Origin of the sequence: Variovorax sp. AB1(2024) (assembly GCF_037482385.2) — a bacterium.
Taxonomy (GTDB): domain Bacteria; phylum Pseudomonadota; class Gammaproteobacteria; order Burkholderiales; family Burkholderiaceae_C; genus Variovorax.
In genome coordinates this window covers 2,101,163-2,119,925 of sequence record NZ_JBBHKP020000001.1, presented here as the reverse complement: position 1 = coordinate 2,119,925, position 18,763 = coordinate 2,101,163, and the positions used below count along the sequence as shown (strand labels likewise).

Sequence of the window (18,763 nt, the reverse complement as noted above, 5' to 3'; positions counted from 1 at the left end):
GTCCTTGCCCGGCAGTCCCGCCGGTCAGCCGGTGCGCAGCGGCTTGCTGCCGCCGCGCGCCGTGGCAGCGCCAGCGGCAGCCCTTGCCTTGCGCTTGCGCGCGAAGTCCCACACGCGCCAGGCAAGCAGCACCGCGATGATCGCCGCGTAGACGAACACTTCGGCGAAGTTGTTCTTGCCCGCGCGCATCCAGAAGAAGTGCAGCAGGCCGAGCCCCGCGATCACGTACACCAGCTTGTGCAGCATCTGCCAGCGCTTTGCGCCCATCGCCTTGATCGCGCGGTTGAACGAGGTGGCGGCCAGCGGCGTCAGCAGCACGAAGGCGGTGAAACCCACCAGGATGAACGGCCGCTTCGCAATGTCCTTGACGATGTCGCCCCACTCGAAGCCCATGTCGAACCAGCTGTAGCACAGCAGGTGCAGCACCACGTAGAAATACGCGAACAGGCCCAGCATGCGGCGATACCGCGCGAGCGCGTTCCACTTGCTCATCACGCGCAGCGGCGTCACCGCCAGCACGATGCAGATGAAGCGCAGCGTCCAGTCGCCCGTGGCACGGATCAGGAACTCGGCCGGGTTCGCGCCGAGCCCGTCGGTGAAGGCTCCGTAGGCCAGCCGCGCGAACGGCAGCAGGCACAGCAGGAAGATGACCGGCTTGGTGGCCGGGTGCATGAGCAGCTTGTTCATGGGGCAGCGGCCGGACGGCGACGCAGGCTCAGTAGTTCTTCTTCAGGTCCATGCCGGCGTAGAGCTGGCCGACCTGGGCTTCGTAGCCGTTGAACATTTCCGTCTTGCGGCGCTTGGCGAACAGGCCGCCGCCGTCGCCGATGCGGCGCTCGGTGGCCTGGCTCCAGCGCGGATGGTCGACGTTCGGGTTCACGTTCGAATAGAAGCCGTATTCGTTGGCGGCCGCCTTGTTCCAGGCCGTGCTGGGCTCCTTCTCGACGAAGCGGATCTTGACGATCGACTTGGCCGACTTGAAGCCGTACTTCCACGGCACCACCAGCCGCACCGGCGCGCCGTTCTGATTGGGCAGCACCTCGCCGTACATGCCGAAGGCCAGCAGCGTGAGCGGATGCATCGCCTCGTCCATGCGCAGGCCTTCGGTGTAGGGCCAGTCGAGCACGCGCGAGCCGACGAAGGGCATGGTCTTGGGGTCGGCCAGGGTGACGAACTCGACGAACTTGGCGTTGCCCTGCGGCTCGACCTTCTTGATCAGCTCGGCCAGCGAGTAGCCGACCCACGGAATCACCATCGACCAGCCCTCGACGCAGCGCAGGCGGTAGATGCGCTCTTCCTGCGCGCTGAGCTTGAGCAGATCTTCGATGCCGTACTTGCCCGGCTTCTTGACCAGGCCCTCGACCTCCACCGTCCACGGCCGCGTCTTGAGCGTGCCGGCGTTCTTGGCCGGGTCGGCCTTGTCGGTGCCGAACTCGTAGAAGTTGTTGTAGGTGGAGGCGTCCTTGTAGTCGGTGAGCTTGTCCATGGACATGGCACCCGGCACCGCCGACTTGGCGCCAGGCAGCGCCGCGAGCTTGCCCGGCGCCGCCGCCTGGGCCCACGCCTCGCGCGCCGCGAAGCTCGCCAGCGCCGCGCCCGCCGCGCCGCCGGCCATGAGCTTCAGCAGGTCGCGCCGGCTCTCGTATGCAGCGCGCGGCGTGATTTCGCTCGGCACCGGATGGATGAAACCGTTGTCGTCGCTGCTGTGGCGGCGAAGCGGACGGGAATGAAACGACATGGCAAGCCTTTCGCTGGAATCTTTGTGCTCAGGGTAGTTCGTGACCAGCCCCGATTTGGTTACGCGCCGGCAGGGCGCGCGGTTTCAATTCTTCGCGAAAGACTGCGGGCGCGCGCCTACAGCGTTCCGTAGCTGTGCAGGCCGCTCAGGAACATGTTGACGCCCAGGAAGGCGAAGGTGGTGACCGCCAGGCCGCCCAGCGCCCACCACGCGGCCACGGTGCCCCGCAGCCCCTTCACGAGCCGCATGTGCAGCCAAGCCGCGTAGTTGAGCCAGACGATCAGCGCCCAGGTTTCCTTCGGGTCCCAGCTCCAGTAGCCGCCCCAGGCATCCGCCGCCCACAGGGCGCCGAGCACGGTGGCGATGGTGAAGAAGGCGAAGCCGACCGTGATCGACTTGTACATGACGTCGTCGAGCACGTCGTTGGCCGGCAGCCGCGCCGCGATGCGCTTGCGACCGAGCAGGATGCCCGCGGCGATCAGCGCCGAGATGCCCGCGTAGACCACCCAGTAGCTGCCGCCGGCTTCCTGCACGCGCTGGCGGAAGGCCACGGGCACGAAGCACAGCGCCACGCCCAGCAGCCAGATCGGCGTGAGCTTGTACCAGCGCTTCTCGTCGGCCTGTTCCTTGATGAGATATGCGAAGGCCACCATGGCCGCCAGCGCGAAGGTGCCGTAGCCGATGAAGTTGGCCGGCACGTGCAGCTTCATCCACCAGCTCTGCAAGGCGGGTACCAGCGGCTGGATTTCGTGCGCCTCGCGCACGATGGTGTACCAGAGCAGGAAACCGACCGCCGCGCTCACGACCAGCATCACGAAGGCGCCGAGCGCGCGCGTGTTGTAGCGCTCTTCGAAGTACAGGTAGAACGCCGCCGTGAGCCAGCAGAACAGCACGAACACTTCGTACAGGTTGCTCACGGGGATGTGTCCGATGTCCGGGCCGAGCTGGTGGCTCTCGTACCAGCGCACCATGGTGCCGATCAGCGCCATCGTCACGGCGGCCCAGGCGAGGCGCGAGCCGATCATGTCGAAGGTGTCGGACTGCCTGCCGCCGAAGAAGCCGAGCCAGTAGAACAGCGTGCTCATGAAGAACAGCACGCTCATCCACAGGATGGCCGACTGGCTCGACAGGAAGTACTTGAGCCAGAACACCGTGTCGGCACGCGCCAGGTCGCCCTGGTACGAGCTGATGGCCAGCAGCGACGCGGCCGCCACCACGATGGCCAGCACCCGCAGCGGGCGCCAGAACCAGCCGATGGCGATCATCGAGATCACCGCGGCGGCGAGGATCGGCTTCTCGTAGTAGTCCATCGACCCCGCATAACGCGTGAACGCGAACAGGCCGCCCGCCAGCACCAGCGCCGCGAACACCCAATCGAACAGGTTGCGGCGCGAGAGCCAGCTTTCATTGAGCGTGAGGGTCGTGGTGTTCATGTTGTCTCGGGTTCCGTCTTCTTCAGGGCGAGCAGCTTGTGCTTGAGGTGCTCGAATTCGCGGTCGCTGTCCATGGTCTTGCGATTGACCGAGAACGCCATCGTGGCAGTGGTGGCGCCGTCGGCCGCGCTGCCATCGGGCGTCAGCCACACCCAGAGGCGCCGTTCGCGCACATACAGCATGGCAAAAATCCCGATGATCAGCAACAGGCAGCCCAGATAGACGACGTTCTTGCCAGGGGCGCGCGCCACCTGGAACACGCTGGCCTGCACCTGGGTGAAGTCGGTCATCATCATCGCGACCGGGGCCGGGTAGAAGTGCGCGTCGCTGATGGCCAGCACGGCCTGCGTGAGGTAGGCCTGCGACTTCTCGTCGTTCGGCAGCACGGCCAGGCCGGCGCCTTCGCGGCTCAGGTTGAGCACCTCGAACAGCACGTCGTTGAGGATGCGCACCAGCACGCCGCCCGCGCGCTCGCGCTCGGCCTCGGGCACGTTGACTTCCATGAACTCCGCGATCGCCTGCCAGCCGCCCAGGGCGGTGGCGTCCGGCCTGGCGCGCTCGCTGCCCGAGAACAGCGCCAGCGCGCGGGTGGCCGACACGCGCAGCTGCTCGGCCATTTCGGGGCGCTTCGGGTCGGTGGCCTTGGCGATGTAGCGCTCGATGGCGCGCGCGCGGATGTCGGGGTCGGCGAGCGCGGCGCGCATGCGCACGAAGCCGTCCATGGAGCCCTGCTCGTCGGCCGGCACGCGCAGGTAGCGGAACGGGTCGTCGGGCTTCTCGCGCATGCCGAGCAGGAACACCGGCTGGCCGTCGCCGGTGTCGACCGGCACCATGTAGTTCTGGTACTCGCGCGCCTGGCCGGCGGCGTCGCGCAGCTTGTAGCCGATGCTCGGGCCGATGTTGCGCAGCACCTTCGGCTTGTTGACCTTGTTGGCAGCGCCCAGGCGCGACTCGATGTCGTGGCGCAGGTCGACCTTGCGCACGTCGGCGCCGCTGCTCATGGCGCCGGCGTCGGCGAAGTTCTCGACGTTGATCACGCGCAGCGCGGCGTATTCGAGCGTGAGCTTGTCCTTGCCGTTGGTGATTTCGGTGCTCGGGCCGCCGATGATGCCCTCGACCTCGAAGGGCTTGGCCGCGGCCGCCATCGGCACCGCCTTGAGCTTCACCTTGGAGCCGCCATCGTCGAAGCTCGACTGGTAGATCTCCACGCCCTTGTAGCTGGCCGGATGGTTGACCTCGATGCGCGCCGGCACCTGCTCGCCGGTTTCGCGGTCGTGCAGCACCACTTCGCTGGCGAACAGCTTGGGCATGCCGGTCGAGTAGTAGTCGACGATGAACTTCTTCAGCTCGATGGAGAACGGGAGTTCCTGCAGCAGCACGCCGTCGGCCTGGTTCAGGATGGCCACGCTGCCCTGCCCGCCCTCGGGCACGAGGATGTTGCCGCGGAAGGTCGGGTTGCTGGCTGACAGGCGGTGCTCGGGCGCCACGTCGGCGATCATGCCGCCGCCGGTGAACACGCTCTTGCCGTTGAACCAGGTCTGCGCGCGCACGATGAGGTCGCCGTCCAGCAGGCCGCCGATGCACACCAGCACGATCGCGCTGTGGGCTGCGATGTAGCCCAGCTTGTGGGCGCCGCCCGCGCGCGCCGCGACCATCCAGCCCGCGCCGGTCGGGCGGCTGCCATGGGTGGCCTCGCGCTGCTGCAGCTTGACCTTCCAGCCGCCGCTCACCAGCAGTTGCCCGATGCGCCTGGCGGCGGCCTCGGGGGTTTCGCCCAGGCGGCTCTCGGCGCGCTGGCCGAAGGCCTTCAGGCTCTGCGCGCGGATGTCTTCCTTGAAGGTCTTGAGGTCGACCAGGATGCGCGGCGTGTTGCGCGCGACGCACAGCGAAGTGCTGATCACCAGGAACAGCAGGATCAGCATGAACCACCAGGCGCTGTAGACCGTGTCGAGACGCGCCGCGCGGAAAAGCTCGGCCCAGAAGGGCCCGAACTGGTTGATGTAGTTGTTGATCGGCTCGTGCTGCTTGAGCACGGTGCCGATGATCGACGCGATGCAGATGACGGTGAGCAGCGCGATCGCGAAGCGCATCGACGACAGCAGTTCCACCGCAGCGCGAAGCATTTGCGGGCCGCGATGAACGCGAAGGCCATGGGTGGAGACGGACATCGGGGCGAAAAGTATGGGAGGACGGGAAAAAAGCAAAAGGGCGGGCCATCCTGGTGGATCGGCCCGCCCTTTGTTTGGGGTTGTTGTCGGCGGTTAGTTCACGCTCGGGGGCGCGCCGTCATCAGCGCAGGCCGGCGATGTAGTCGGCCACGGCGGCGATTTCGCGGTCGTTGAGCTTGGCGGCGACGCCGGTCATGGGCGCGCTGTTGGTGCGCACGGGGGTGCCGTCGCCGCGGAAGGCCTTGAGCTGGGCCACGGTGTATTCGGCGTTCTGGCCACCCAGGCGCGGGTATTGGGCCGGCAGGCCGGCACCGTTGGGGCTGTGGCAGCCGGCGCAGGCGGGAATGGAGCGCTCGCCGATGCCGCCGCGGTAGATCTTCTCGCCCAGCGCCACGGTGTCCTTGTCCTTCGAGAAGCCGGTCTTGATCTTCTTGGAGGCCACGAACCAGGCGATGTCGCGCATGTCCTGGTCGCTCAGGTTGGCGGCCATGGGGCTCATGATGCTGTTCTTGCGCTTGCCGGACTTGAAGTCCTGCAACTGCTTGAGGATGTATTCGGGGTGTTGCTGCGCCAGCTTGGGGTTCGCCGCGATGGTCGAGTTGCCGTCGGCGTTGTGGCACGAGGCACAGCTCTGGACCGTGGGCGTGCTCGCGCTGAACAGCGTGTCCCCCTTGGCGGGGTCCGGCTTGGCCGGTTTGGCCGGCGCCGCAGCGGGAGCCGCGGCGGGTTCATCGGCTGCAGAACTCACGCTGGATGCGAGGCCCACGAGGGCCGCAAGCACAATATTGGCAAACAACTTCATATCGGGGGCTTCGAATTTATTGGCGCAAAACCTCACGATTCTACAATGTGGGTCTAGTTTCGAAAGTCCGTAGATGCCCTCCCCGCGCGCCAAGCCCGCTGCCTATCCTCCCCGCGCGGCGCCCGCCGCGGACCCCCAGGTCGCCGAACGCGAGCGCGTGGCGCTGGGCTGGCTGCACACAGCCCACTTCCTCACCAGCGCCCCGCAGCTGGAGCACCTCCCCCCTGTAGACCTGCCCGAGATCGCCTTCGTCGGCCGTTCCAACGCGGGCAAGTCGACCGCCATCAACACGCTCACGCAGCAGACGCGCCTGGCCTTCGCCTCCAAGACGCCCGGCCGCACGCAGCACATCAACCTGTTCGGCATCGGCAAGCAGAAGGTCGACGACGCCGTGCTGGCCGACCTGCCCGGCTACGGCTACGCGGCCGTGCCGCGCGAGGCCAAGCTGCGCTGGCAGCGCGTCATGGGCAACTACCTGATGACGCGCGAGAGCCTGCGCGGCGTGGTGCTGATGTGCGATCCGCGCCAAGGCCTGACCGAACTCGACGAAATCCTGCTCGACGTGATCCGACCGCGCGTGGAACAGGGCCTGAAGTTCCTGGTGCTTCTGACCAAGTCCGACAAGCTCACGCGCAGCGAAGCCGCCAAGGTGCTGTCGATTACGCGACTGAACGCCGGCGGCGGCGAGGTGAAACTGTTCTCCGCGCTGAAGAAGCAGGGCGTCGGCGAGGCTGCCGAACTGCTGTGGCGCTGGGTGCACCCGGAAGGCGGCGAGGCGCCGCCGGAGCCACCCGCGCCACCACCGGAGGCCTGACCCGGCAACAGGCTGCACCGGTCGTCCCATCTGCATAGTTCACTATCAAAAGAATAGCGACAGTCAACCCGAAGGAGACAAGAAGCATGATCGAGACATTCCAACGCAGCCTGCCCAATGGCACCACCCTGAGCTGCCGCGCCACCGGCGAGCCGGGCCGGCCGCTGATGGTGTTCCTGCACGGCTTTCCGGAGGCCGCGTTCATCTGGGACGAACTGCTCGAATATTTCGCGGATCCCGCCCACGGCGGCTACCGCTGCGTGGCACCCAACCTGCGCGGCTTCGAGAAGTCGAGCGCGCCGACCGACGTGGCGGCCTACAAACCGCACCTTCTGATCCAGGACATCCAGCAGCTCGCCGCCACCGAGAGCGCCGACGGCACCATGGCCGCGCTGGTGGCCCACGACTGGGGCGGCGCCTTCGGCTGGGGCTACGCCAACGCTTACCCGCAGCAGGTCGGCAAGCTGGTCATCATCAATTCGCCGCATCCGGGCACCTTCACGCGCGAACTGCGCAACAGCGCGGCGCAGCAGCAAGCCAGCGCCTACATGAACTTCCTCGCGCGCCCCGACGCCGAGGCGCTGCTCGCGGCCGACGACTTCAAGCGCATGTGGCCCTTCTTCACGCTGATGAAGGCCGGCCCGGACGGCTTCGGCTGGCTCACCGAAGAAGTGAAGCAGAAGTACCGCGAAGTCTGGGGCGCGGGCCTCACGGGCGCCTGCAACCTGTACCGCGTGACGCCCATGAAGCCGCCGCTGCCGGGCCAGACCATCGACGGCATTCCGGTGCTGCCGCGCGAACGGCTCACGGTGAATGTGCCGACCTTCGTGTTCTGGGCGCTCGACGACGCGGCGCTGCTGCCCGGCCTGCTCGACGGCCTGGAGGACTACGTGCCGAAGCTCGAGATCAAGAAGGTGCCGGACGCGACCCACTGGATCGTGCACGAGCAGCCGCAGTTGGTCGCCCGCGAGATCGAGGGCTTCCTGCAGCGCAACTGAGGCGGCCGCCGCCGGGCCGCCCCTAGGCGAGCCGCGCCTCCCCCATGGGGGGTGGAGTTACACGCAGCGAAGCGAAGTGAAAAGCCGGGGGGCTTTCAATATATAGGAGGCTCGCCCTCGGGGCGCGTTTTGAAGCGGCGATGCACCCAGTAGTACTGGGAAGGCATCGTGTCGATGTAGCCCTTCAGCCGCTCGTTCATGAGCGCCGTGTCGGCCTCGACATCGTCGGTCGGAAAGTTCTGCCAGGTCGGCAGCACCTGGATCTCGTAGCCGTCGCGCGTGAGCTTCGACACCACCGGCACCACCTTGGCCTTGCCCAGCCGCGCAAAGCGCGACAGCGAAGGCACGGTGGCCGCCTGCACACCGTAGAACGGCACGAAGATGGTCTGGTCGCGGCCGAAGTCCATGTCGGGCAGCAGGTACAGCAAGCCGCCCTTGCGCAGGCCCTGCAGCACCGGCTTGATGCCGTCCACCCGGTTGAGCGCCGCCACGTCGCCGAAGCGGGTGCGGCCTTCGCGGATCCAGGCATCGACCATCGGGTCGCGCTGGGTCGTGTAGATGGTGGCCGAGGGGCGCGCCGTGTGCATGGTCAGCGCGGTGGCCGCGGCGTCGAGGCCGTAGAAGTGCGGCGCGAACAGGATCATCGGCGCGTCGCCCTCGGCGATCTCGCGGATCTCCGAAGCCGCGCCGACCACCTTCAGCCGGCTCGCCACCACCTTTTCAGGGGCATGCCAGAGCCAGCCGCGGTCGAGCCACGACTGCGCCACGAAGACGAAGGTCTCGCGCGCGATGGCGCGGCGCTCGGCCTCCGACTTCCCGGGGAAGCAGACCGCGAGGTTGGTGTCGACCACGCGCCGCCGCGGCACGGCCACGGTATGCAGGATGCGGCCGAGGATCGCGCCGAAGCCGCGCACCAGCGGCAGGGGCAGCGGCGCGATCGCACGCATGAAGCCGATGCCGAGTCGGGAACCGAGGCTCATGCGGCCTCTCCGGTGGCGGCGGCCACGCGCTCGGCGCGCGGCTCCTTGTAGCGGGCGTAGTCCCACACGTACTGGCCGGGCAGGCTGTGGATCAGCCGGCCGATGCCGTCGTTCATGGCCGCGGCGGCCTCCTCGATGGAGGCGGAGGGGTCGGTCAGCGCGGTGCCGACGATCGGCTCGAAGCGGATCACGTAGCCGGCCCCCTTGGGCAGGCGTTCGCAGACGCTCAGGAAGCAGGCCGCGCCAGTCTGTTGCGCGAGGCGGGGAAGCAAGGTCATGGTGTAGGCGGGGCGGCCCAGGAACGGCGCCCAGACGCCCTGCCCCAGCGGGGGCACCTGGTCGGGCAGGATGCCGGTGTAGCCGCCACTGCGCAGCGTGCGGATGAGGCCGCGCACGCCGCTGTTGTTGGTGGGAAGCGTCTGCAGACCGGGCCGGTCGCGCGAGCCGGCGGCGATCAGGTCGGCCATCCATTTCTTGCGCGCCGGGCGGAACAGCGCGGTGATGGGCCCGTAGGCCGCCAGGAAGCGTTCGCCGATGGCCTGGCCGCACATTTCCCAGCTGCCCAGGTGCGGCGCGACGAGGATCACGCCCTTCTTCGCCTGCATGGCGGCCTCGAAGGCCTCGACGCCTTCCCAGCGCACCACGCGGTCCAGCACGGTCTGGCCGTGCGGGCGCAGCCAGAGCCAGGGCAGTTCGGAGGCCATCTTGCCGGCGGCGGCAATGGCGGGACGGTATTGGCCCGGAGCGAAGCCCGCGCTCTCGGCGTTGGCCTTGAAGCGGCGGCGGTAGCCCGGCGCGCACCACCAGACCAGCCAGCCCAGCATGGCGCCGAGACGATGCATCAACGGCATCGGCAAGCGGGCAAGCAGGCGAAACAGGGTGATCATTGAAAACGGGAGGGGGTCAAAAAACGGACGCGCGCGCATGGTAGGCACGGCTCGAATAGAATCCAAATTGTCGCCGAGTTACGGAACAACTTGCAGGGCGACAAACACAAGCGCCGAGGCGATTGTGCCCCGCCGGGCAACCGGCATCTGCTAAAGCGTTCGCCAGGGCTCCGCAGAGTTGGCAACGCGCCAAATCACTTCAAGGAGTTTTGAACAAATGGCGAACGATTTCCTCTTCACTTCCGAATCCGTCTCCGAAGGCCACCCCGACAAGGTCGCCGACCAGATCTCGGATGCCATCCTGGACGCGATCTTCGAGCAGGACCCCCGCAGCCGCGTGGCCGCCGAGACGCTGACCAACACCGGCCTCGTGGTGCTCGCCGGCGAAATCACGACCAACGCGCACGTCGACTACATCCAGGTCGCGCGCGACACCATCAAGCGCATCGGCTACGACAACACCGACTACGGCATCGACTACAAGGGTTGCGCCGTGATGGTCTGCTACGACAAGCAGTCCAACGACATCGCCCAGGGCGTGGACCACGCATCCGACGACCACCTGAACACCGGCGCCGGCGACCAGGGCCTGATGTTCGGCTACGCCTGCGACGAAACGCCCGAGCTGATGCCCGCGCCCATCTACTACGCGCACCGCCTCGTCGAGCGCCAGGCCCAGCTGCGCAAGGACGGCCGCCTGCCGTTCCTGCGCCCCGACGCCAAGAGCCAGGTCACGATGCGCTACGTGGACGGCAAGCCGCACAGCATCGACACCGTGGTGCTCTCCACCCAGCACAGCCCCGACCAGAGCGAGACGCCGACCAAGATGAAGGCCTCGTTCAACGAAGCCATCATCGAGGAGATCATCAAGCCCGTGCTGCCCAAGGAGTGGCTCAAGGACACGCGCTACCTGATCAACCCGACCGGCCGCTTCGTCATCGGCGGCCCGCAGGGCGACTGCGGCCTCACCGGCCGCAAGATCATCGTCGACACCTACGGCGGCGCATGCCCGCACGGCGGCGGCGCGTTCTCGGGCAAGGACCCGTCCAAGGTCGACCGCTCGGCCGCCTATGCCGCGCGCTACGTGGCCAAGAACATCGTGGCCGCCGGCCTGGCGCGCCAGTGCCAGATCCAGGTGGCGTACGCCATCGGCGTGGCCGAGCCGATGAACATCACGGTCTACACCGAAGGCACCGGCGTGATCTCCGACGAGAAGATCGCCGAACTCGTGCGCGAGCACTTCGACCTGCGCCCGAAGGGCATCATCCAGATGCTCGACCTGCTGCGCCCGATCTACCAGAAGACCGCCGCCTACGGCCACTTCGGCCGCGAAGAGCCCGAGTTCACCTGGGAAGCCACCAACCAGGCAGCCGCCCTGCGCGCAGCCGCCGGCATCAAGGGCTGACGAGCCCCGGCCGCCGCTTCCTCAGGCGGCGGCAGCCGAAGGAAAACGCACAGTGACCAGCAGCCCCCGCGCCTCGCGCGGATTGGCTGCCAGGTCCACGTTCGCATCGAAGGCGCGTGCGATCTCCCGCACGATGGCCAGCCCCAGGCCCGTGCCCTCGGTGTCCTGCGACACCCGGTAGAAGCGCTCGAACACGCGCTCGCGCGCCTCGGCCGGAATGCCGGGGCCGTTGTCTTCCACGGTCAGCTCGACCACCCCCTCCACCTTCCGCACGCCGACCGTCACCCGGCCGCCTTCCTGCGTGTAGCGCAAGGCGTTGTCCAGCAGGTTCGTGGCCAGCGCATCGAGCAGCGCCGGCTGGGCCTGCACCACGGCCTCGCCCGGCGCGGCCTCCGACTCCAGCCCCAGGTCGATGCCGCGACGGTCCGCCAGCGCCGCGAGCTGCTCGACGCAGCGCAGCGCCACCGCCGCAAGGTCGACAGGCTCCAGCCGCGTGTGTGCATCGCCGTGCTCGGCCTGCGCCAGCAGCAGCAGCTTGTTGGTCACGTCGACCAGCCGGCGGTTGCTGGTCTGCATCTCCTGCCACATCGCGTCCATGTCGGCGCGGCGCGTGTCCCATTCGCCGCGGTGCTGCCGCGTGTAGCGCGCGAACTCGATCTGCGAGGCCTGCATGGCCAGCGGCGTGCGCAACTGGTGCGCCGCGTCGGCAATGAAGCGCCGCTGCGCCTCCGAGTGCGCCTTCAACTGCGCCACGAAGCGGTTGATGGTGTCGGCCACCGGCCGCAGCTCGGAGTGCAATGCGCCGGGGTCCACCACCAGGTCGAGGTGCAGCGGGTCGCGCTGCGCGAGCTGCTGGCTCAGCCGCACGATGGGGCGCAGCTCGAGCGTCAACGCCGCCACGGCCAGCGCGATGGAGAGCGCCAGCGCCACCAGCAGGTACTCCATCGACGGCCACCAGAGCGTGCGCAGCATGTGGTCGCGGCTGCCCTCGGTCTTGCCGACGGCGATGGTGATGTCGCGCGCGCCACCGGCCTCGTACATCGCGCGCGTGGTGACCACGGCGCGCAGCGGCACGCCGGCGAAGCGGGTGTCGTACCACTGCGCACGGTCGATTCCCACGGGCTTGCGCACGGCGGGCAGCGGAAAGTCGGCCGAGCCGGCCAGCACCTCGCCGTTGGCGCCGGTCACGCTGAGGAACACGCGGTCGCGCTCGGGCGACACGAACAGGCTCAGCGCCGACGGCGGCACGCTGGCCTTCACGTCCTCGTCTTCCCAGATCAGGCGGTCCGACAGCACCTTGGCCGACGACAGCAGGTCGTGGTCCTGCACATAGTCGGCCACCTCGGCGGCGTTGCGCCAGTTGAGGTATCCGCAGATGGCCACGAACACCGACATCGGCAGCAGCAGCCACAGCGCAAGGCGCAGGCGAAGGCTGGCGCGCCCGGGCACCCTAGTCTTCCTGGCGCGTGCGCAGCAGGTAGCCCACGCCGCGCAGCGTGATGATGGTCGCCTGGCTGGCCTCGAGCTTCTTGCGCAGCCGGTGGATGTAGATGTCGACCGCATCGGCGCTGGGCTCGTCGTCCAGGCCGAACATCGCGTCGATCAGCGCCTGCTTCGACACGGTGCTGCCGGCCTTCAGCATCAGCGTTTCCAGCAGCGTGCGTTCGCGCGGCGGCAGCGACAGCTCTTCGCCCGCCAGCGCGAACTGCCGCGTGCGCAGGTCGTAGCGCAGGTCGCCGCAGGCGATGTCGTTGGCCTTGCCGGGCATCTGCCGGCGCACCAGCACCTTGATGCGCGCCACCAGCTCGCGGATCTCGAAGGGCTTGACGAGATAGTCGTCGGCGCCGATCTCCAGGCACAGCACCTTCTGGTCGAGCGACGCGGTGGCCGTGAGGATGATCACCGGCACCGTGTCGCCGCGCTCGCGCAGCCTGCGAAGCACGGCCTTGCCGGAGAGCTGCGGGATGTTCAGGTCGAGCAGCACCACGTCGTAGGCCGTCTGCGTGAGCAGCCTGTCGGCGGCGTCGCCGTCGTCCACGTGGTCGACCACGAACTCCTGCTCGCGCAGCAGGCTGGAGAGCCAGTGCGCGAGTTGCGGGTTGTCTTCGATGAGCAGCAGCTTCATGGGGTCGGGGGTGGTGGCCGTGGATTCTAGGAAGCATCGGCAAGTCCTAGGGATAACCATGACAAATCATGCGGACCGCCGAAAGCTGGCCGAAAGACGCCGCTTCCTAGACTGGCCCCGTCCCGCGGCAGATGTGCGCGGCCCCCCGATCCAATACCAACACGGAGAGACACCATGTCCCTGTCGCCATTCGCCACCCGCCGCACCCTGCTGGCCGCCGCCCTGTGCACCGCCCTTGCCGCCACCGCGCCGCTCGCGCAGGCCGCCGATGCGCCCATCACCATCATGGTGGGCGGCATCAACAAGATCATCTACCTGCCGGCCAAGCTCACCGACGCGCTGGGCTACTTCAAGGACGAAGGCCTGAACGTCGAGCTGCAGTCGCAGCCGGCCGGCGTCGACGCCGAGAACCAGCTGATCGCCGGTGCCGTGCAGGGCGTGGTGGGCTTCTACGACCACACCATCGACCTGCAGAGCAAGGGCAAGGAAATCCAGGCCATCGCCGTGTTCTGCAAGGTGCCGGGCGAAGTCGAGCTGGTGTCGACCAAGGCCGCGGCCGCCGGCTTCAAGACCATGGCCGACGCCAAGGGCGGCAAGACGCTGGGCGTGACCGGCCTGGGTTCTTCCACCGACTTCCTCACGCGCTACCTGGCCGACCGCGCCGGCGTGGCCTCCAAGGACTACTCGCTGCTGCCCGTGGGCGCGGGCAACACCTTCATCGCGGCCATGAAGCAGGACCGCATCCAGGCCGGCATGACCACCGAGCCCACCGTGTCGCAGATGCTCAAGACCGGCGACGCCAAGGTGCTGGTCGACCTGCGCACCGAGCCCGACACCGTCAAGGCGCTGGGCGGCCTCTACCCCGCGGCCAGCCTGTACGTGCAGAACACCTGGGCCGAATCGCACAAGGCCGAGGCCACCAAGCTGGCCCGCGCCTTCGCCCGCACCATGGAGTACATCCACACCCACAGCGCCGAGGAGATCGCCGAGAAGGTGCCGCGCGACTACTACGGCACCGACAAGGAGCTCTACGTGCAGGCGCTGAAGGCCTCGCTGCCGATGTTCACCACCGACGCCAAGATGCCCGCCGGCGGCCCCGAGACCGTGCTGAAGGTTCTGGCCACCTACAAGCCGCTGGTCAAGAGCAAGAACATCGACCTGTCGAAGACCTACACCAACGCCTACCTGTCGGCAGCGGCGGCCAAGTGACCATGCGCAACGGAACACCCCCCAGCAGCAACAACAGCAACGGCGCCGTGACGTCGGCGATCGACTTCAACGACGTGTCGCTGCGCTTCATCTCGCAGGACGGCAACGCCACCGTGGCGCTGCGCAACTTCAGCATGTCGGTGGCGCGTGGCGAGTTCGTCGCCATCGTCGGGCCCACGGGCTGCGGCAAGTCGACCACGCTGAACATGATCACCGGCCTGCTCAAGCCCACCGTGGGCGACGTGAAGGTGATGGGCAAGCCCGTGACCGGCGTCGATCCGCGCATCGGCTTCGTGTTCCAGGCCGACGCGGTGTTCCCGTGGCGCAGCGTGGAAGACAACGTGGCCGCCGGCCCGATCTTCCGCGGCAAGCCGAAGAAGGAAGCGATGGAACTGGCCCAGGAGTGGATCCACCGCGTCGGCCTCTCTAAGTTCGGCAAGCACTACCCGCACCAGCTCTCGGGCGGCATGCGCAAGCGCGTGGCGCTGGCGCAGACCTTCATCAACAACCCCGAGATCCTGCTGATGGACGAGCCCTTCTCGGCGCTGGACATGCAGACCCGCACGCTGATGCAGGACGAGCTGCTGCAGCTGTGGTCGGGCAACGGCGGCAGCGTGGTGTTCGTCACGCACGACCTGGAGGAAGCGATTGCGCTGGCCGACCGCGTGTTCGTGCTGTCGGCGCGCCCCGCCACGCTCAAGCGCGTGTACGAGATCGACCTACCTCGCCCGCGCGTCATGTCCGAGGTGCGCTACGACCCGCAGTTCATCGAGCTCTCCAAGCACATTTGGGACGACCTGCGCGAAGAAGTGGTGATTCAGTGAACACGACGACGACAAGAACCATGACCACACCCTCCACCACCACACCGACGGCAGCCGTGCTGCCCTCGTCGCTCAGCGACGCCGCGCTGGCGCGCGAATCCGAGGTCGCGCAGGCGGCCATCCGCGGACGCCGCCGCATGATCATCGGCCTGCGGCTGGCGGTGCTGGTGATCGCGCTCGGCGGCTGGGAGATCGCGGCGCGCCTGAAGTGGATCGACCCGTTCTTCTATTCGATGCCTTCGATGATCTACGACCAGCTCGTGGAGTGGATGCGCGACGGAACCTCGCAAGGCTCGCTGTGGATGCAGGTGGCGGTGACGCTCGAGGAAACGGTGATCGGCTTCCTGATCGGCTCGATCGCCGGCGTGCTGTGCGGCATCGTGCTGGGCCGCAACAAGCTGCTGTCGGATGTGTTCAGCCTCTACATCCAGATCGCCAACTCGATTCCGCGCGTGGTGCTGGGCTCGATCTTCGTGATTGCGCTGGGCCTGGGCATGGCCTCGAAGGTGGCGCTGGCGGTGGTGATGGTGTTCTTCGTGGTGTTCGGCAACGCCTTCCAGGGTGTGCGGGAGGCCGACAAGTACATGATCGCGAACGCGCAGATCCTGGGCGCTTCGCCGCGGCAGGTGACGATGTCGGTGGTGATTCCGTCGGCGATGTCGTGGATCCTGGCAAGCCTGCACGTGAGCTTCGGCTTTGCGCTGGTGGGTGCGGTGGTGGGCGAGTTCCTCGGCGCGAAGGAAGGCATCGGGCTGCTGATCTCCACGGCCCAGGGCGCTTTCAACGCCAGCGGTGTGTTCGCGGCGATGATCGTTCTGGCCGTGGTTGCGTTGGCGGCCGATTTCCTGCTCAGTTCGCTGGAGAAGCGGCTGTTGAAGTGGCGGCCTGCTGCGTTCTGATTCTTTCTATTCGGTTTTTTTCAGGGCGTGTACGAAGGCCACCGGGTAGCTCCCTCCGCGAATGTCCCCCGGGCTTCGCCCTCCTCCTTTATTTCGCTGCGGGAGCTACCCGGCGCCCTTCGCACATGGACGCAGCGCTTGTTCGGCTCGACCAACCAGTGCTCTGAACGATCCCGCTGGCGGGGTGCTCTGCGCAGCGAAATAAAGGAGGAGGCCGCAGGCCGGGGGACATTCGCGGAGCAGAGTACCCCGTCGGCGGGATCGCGCCCCGAACGACCACACCGTCAGAACCTGTAGGCGCCGCTCAACCCCACGGTCCAGTTCCGGCCCAGCGCCGGTTCGTAGAAACGCCCGTTGCCTTCATTGACGATCACCGAGCCTACGTAGCGGCGGTCGAACAGGTTGTCGACGCGCGCGAAGGCGTTGAGCTCCCAGCGCTCCCACTTCTTCAGGTAGCCGGCATAGACGGCCGCCACCGCATAGCCCGACGCCACGGCCGTGTTGACGTCGTTGGCCAGGATGCGCCCGAGCGCGCGCACTTCCGCGCCGGCACGCCAGCCCTCGGGCGGCACCCAGCCCAGCGACGCGAACAGCGATTGCCTCGCGATGCCGGGAATGCGGTTGCCCGCCGCCACGGTGTTGGCCGTGCCGCAAGGCGACGGCGAGCAGAAGGCATCGCGGTAGGTCGCGTCCAGCCACGTGTAGGCCAGCTGCGTGCGCCAATGGCTGGCGGTCTCGTGCTGCCAGCCCAGTTCGAAGCCGTTGCGCTTGGTGCGGCCCGCGTTCTGGAAGGTCGCGCGGCCGCCGATGTTGGTGTCGGTCACGATCTCGTCGCGCGTGCGGGTCTGGAACAGCGCCGCCGTCAGCAGCCCGCCCGCGAGCCGGGCCTTGGCGCCGACCTCCAGGCTGTCGTTCACCGAAGGCTGCAGCGCGAAGTTGAGGCCGCTGGCGCCGTTCGCGCGGTATGACAGCTCGTTGAGCGTCGGCGTCTCGAAGCCGCGGCCGGCGGAGCCGTACAGCGCGAGGTCGGGCGTGGCCTGGTAGCGCAGCGACGCCACGGGCAGGGTCTTGCTGTAGCGCGCGCTGCCGCTGTCGTCGCGGTTGGCGCCGATGATGTAGCGGTCGTGCGAATCGAAGTGCACGCTGCTGCGGCGCACGCCGGCCTCCAGCGTCCAGCGCTCGGCAAGGCGCCATGTCGCCTGCGCGTAGGGGTCGAGGTTCCAGACGGTGTTGAGCTCGTTGCGGCGCAGGCGCCCCTGCACGCCGAGGACCGGGTTGGCGAGCGGACCCAGGTAGTTCTCGTAGCCGCGCCGCTTTTCGCGCAGGTTGTCGTAGCCCAGCCCGGCAACCACGTCGAGCGGCCGGTCGGCAAGCTGCAGCGCGGCGCTCCAGCGCAGGTCGATGCCGCCGTACTGCCGCGACAGGTCGATCACGCCGCCCGCATGCAGCGGGTTCTGCTGCGCCGAAGGCGGAATCGACTGGTACTGCGTGGTCTCGCGCTGCCCCCCATAGACCATGAGGCGCAGCGCCTGGCCGGCATCGATGCGCCGCTCGTAGAGCAGCCCGGCCTGCGTCTGCTCGACCGTCTTGCGCGTGTCGTACTGGGTGGCGAGCGGCGCGTTGCGCGGCGCCAGCGCGTACTGGTCGGCCGTGAGGCCGAGCGGGTCTTGCGCGTCGATGCGCACGCTGTTCATCACCAGCGTGAGCTTGTCGCCGTTGTCCAGCGCGATGCCCAGCTTGCCGTTGGCGATGTCGCGCCGCGCGGCGCTGTGCTCGCGCCAGCCGTCGGTGCGGAAGCGGCTGGCGTCGAGCATGTAGTCGACCGCGCCCTGCGAGCCGCTGAGCTGCAGCGACTGCCGCCAGGTGCCGAAGCTGCCGCCCGCGAGCGAATACGCCAGCCGCGGCGCTCCCTCGCCCGATGCGGTGAAGGCCTGCACCACGCCGCCGGAAGAATTGCCGTAGAGCGCGGAGAACGGTCCGCGCAAGACCTCGACACGGTCCACCGAGCCGATGTCGATGTTCGAGGTCTGGCCCTGCCCGTCGGGCAAGGTGGCGGGAATGCCGTCGACGTACAGCCGCACGCCGCGCACGCCGAAGGTGGAGCGCGCGCCGAAGCCGCGGATCGACAGTTGCAGGTCTTGCGCGTAGTTCTGCCGGTTCTGCACCTGCAGCCCGGGCACGGCGCCCAGGCTTTCGGAGAGATTGACCTGCAAGCGGCTGTCGCGCATTTCTGCGCCGTCGACCCGGTCGACCGAACCGGGCACGTTGAAAGGCGTGACCTCGCCGCGCGGCGTGGAAACCGTGATCTCGCGCAGTGCGGCCGGTGCCGCCTCCTGCGCATCGGCCGGCGACGGGACATGAAGCGACAGGCAGGCAACGGCGGCGGCGGCAACGGGCGAGAGTTTCATCGCGCCCATTCTGGGGCCATGCCGCCCGCCCGGGACCTCAGGCTTTCACCGGGTGCCGGCGCAAGCCGGGCGT

The 18,763-nt window shown here is 67.9% G+C and carries 16 protein-coding genes; 6 read left to right on the top strand and 10 right to left on the bottom strand.

Annotation, left to right across the window (positions count from 1 at the left end):
* Nucleotides 1-24: 24 nt before the first annotated feature.
* The 5 genes from WIX39_RS09855 to WIX39_RS09835 all read right to left on the bottom strand — a co-directional run bounded on the left by WIX39_RS09855 (nt 25) and on the right by WIX39_RS09835 (nt 6,141).
* Nucleotides 25-687, bottom strand: coding sequence for a sulfite oxidase heme-binding subunit YedZ (locus WIX39_RS09855; protein WP_409194984.1), 663 nt, complete (start codon nt 685-687; stop codon nt 25-27).
* Nucleotides 688-715: 28 nt separating this feature from the next.
* Entirely contained in the window at nt 716-1,738 is a 1,023-nt protein-coding gene (gene msrP / locus WIX39_RS09850; protein WP_409194983.1) for a protein-methionine-sulfoxide reductase catalytic subunit MsrP, read from the bottom strand.
* 116 nt (nt 1,739-1,854) lie between these two features.
* Nucleotides 1,855-3,171, bottom strand: coding sequence for a c-type cytochrome biogenesis protein CcsB (gene ccsB, locus WIX39_RS09845; RefSeq protein ID WP_106935557.1), 1,317 nt, complete (start codon nt 3,169-3,171; stop codon nt 1,855-1,857).
* Nucleotides 3,168-5,339, bottom strand: a complete 2,172-nt coding sequence (locus WIX39_RS09840) for a cytochrome c biogenesis protein ResB (RefSeq protein WP_409194982.1) — start codon at nt 5,337-5,339, stop codon at nt 3,168-3,170. The genes ccsB and WIX39_RS09840 overlap by 4 nt, the downstream gene beginning before the upstream one ends.
* A gap of 121 nt (nt 5,340-5,460) precedes the next feature.
* Nucleotides 5,461-6,141 (bottom strand): c-type cytochrome, encoded by a 681-nt coding sequence (locus WIX39_RS09835; RefSeq protein WP_081268055.1) that lies wholly within the window; start codon nt 6,139-6,141, stop codon nt 5,461-5,463.
* A gap of 73 nt (nt 6,142-6,214) precedes the next feature.
* On the opposite strand from WIX39_RS09835, the gene yihA reads away from it, so the two are divergent.
* Complete coding sequence (gene yihA / locus WIX39_RS09830; RefSeq protein WP_409194981.1) at nt 6,215-6,955, top strand: ribosome biogenesis GTP-binding protein YihA/YsxC; 741 nt, start codon at nt 6,215-6,217, stop codon at nt 6,953-6,955.
* 86 nt (nt 6,956-7,041) lie between these two features.
* Nucleotides 7,042-7,953 (top strand): alpha/beta fold hydrolase, encoded by a 912-nt coding sequence (locus WIX39_RS09825; protein ID WP_106935559.1) that lies wholly within the window; start codon nt 7,042-7,044, stop codon nt 7,951-7,953.
* 95 nt (nt 7,954-8,048) lie between these two features.
* Here the strand turns inward: WIX39_RS09825 and WIX39_RS09820 are convergent, their stop codons facing one another.
* A complete protein-coding gene (locus tag WIX39_RS09820) occupies nt 8,049-8,933 on the bottom strand; it encodes a lipid A biosynthesis acyltransferase (RefSeq protein WP_081268058.1) in 885 nt (294 codons plus the stop codon).
* Nucleotides 8,930-9,820 (bottom strand): lysophospholipid acyltransferase family protein, encoded by an 891-nt coding sequence (locus WIX39_RS09815; RefSeq protein ID WP_409194980.1) that lies wholly within the window; start codon nt 9,818-9,820, stop codon nt 8,930-8,932. The genes WIX39_RS09820 and WIX39_RS09815 overlap by 4 nt, the downstream gene beginning before the upstream one ends.
* 217 nt (nt 9,821-10,037) lie before the next feature.
* Here WIX39_RS09815 and metK point away from each other — a divergent pair, with 217 nt between their 5' ends.
* Nucleotides 10,038-11,225, top strand: a complete 1,188-nt coding sequence (gene metK, locus WIX39_RS09810) for a methionine adenosyltransferase (RefSeq protein WP_081268060.1) — start codon at nt 10,038-10,040, stop codon at nt 11,223-11,225.
* A 21-nt stretch (nt 11,226-11,246) separates the two neighbouring features.
* Here the strand turns inward: metK and WIX39_RS09805 are convergent, their stop codons facing one another.
* Together WIX39_RS09805 and WIX39_RS09800 are read right to left on the bottom strand one after the other, a co-directional pair.
* Complete coding sequence (locus WIX39_RS09805) at nt 11,247-12,674, bottom strand: sensor histidine kinase (protein ID WP_409194979.1); 1,428 nt, start codon at nt 12,672-12,674, stop codon at nt 11,247-11,249.
* Between the two features lies 1 nt (nt 12,675).
* Complete coding sequence (locus WIX39_RS09800; protein ID WP_081268062.1) at nt 12,676-13,350, bottom strand: response regulator transcription factor; 675 nt, start codon at nt 13,348-13,350, stop codon at nt 12,676-12,678.
* Between the two features lie 174 nt (nt 13,351-13,524).
* On the opposite strand from WIX39_RS09800, the gene WIX39_RS09795 reads away from it, so the two are divergent.
* Genes WIX39_RS09795 through WIX39_RS09785 form a run of 3 tightly spaced genes read left to right on the top strand, consistent with a single transcriptional unit; the run spans nt 13,525 to nt 16,282 of the window.
* Complete coding sequence (locus WIX39_RS09795; protein ID WP_409194978.1) at nt 13,525-14,559, top strand: ABC transporter substrate-binding protein; 1,035 nt, start codon at nt 13,525-13,527, stop codon at nt 14,557-14,559.
* 2 nt (nt 14,560-14,561) lie between these two features.
* Nucleotides 14,562-15,383, top strand: a complete 822-nt coding sequence (locus WIX39_RS09790; RefSeq protein WP_409194977.1) for an ABC transporter ATP-binding protein — start codon at nt 14,562-14,564, stop codon at nt 15,381-15,383.
* Between the two features lie 20 nt (nt 15,384-15,403).
* Nucleotides 15,404-16,282, top strand: coding sequence for an ABC transporter permease (locus tag WIX39_RS09785; protein ID WP_081268065.1), 879 nt, complete (start codon nt 15,404-15,406; stop codon nt 16,280-16,282).
* Between the two features lie 284 nt (nt 16,283-16,566).
* Here the strand turns inward: WIX39_RS09785 and WIX39_RS09780 are convergent, their stop codons facing one another.
* Nucleotides 16,567-18,690 carry a TonB-dependent receptor domain-containing protein gene (locus WIX39_RS09780; protein WP_409194976.1) on the bottom strand — a complete coding sequence of 708 codons (2,124 nt, stop codon included), beginning with the start codon at nt 18,688-18,690 and terminating at the stop codon, nt 16,567-16,569.
* Nucleotides 18,691-18,763: the final 73 nt, after the last annotated feature.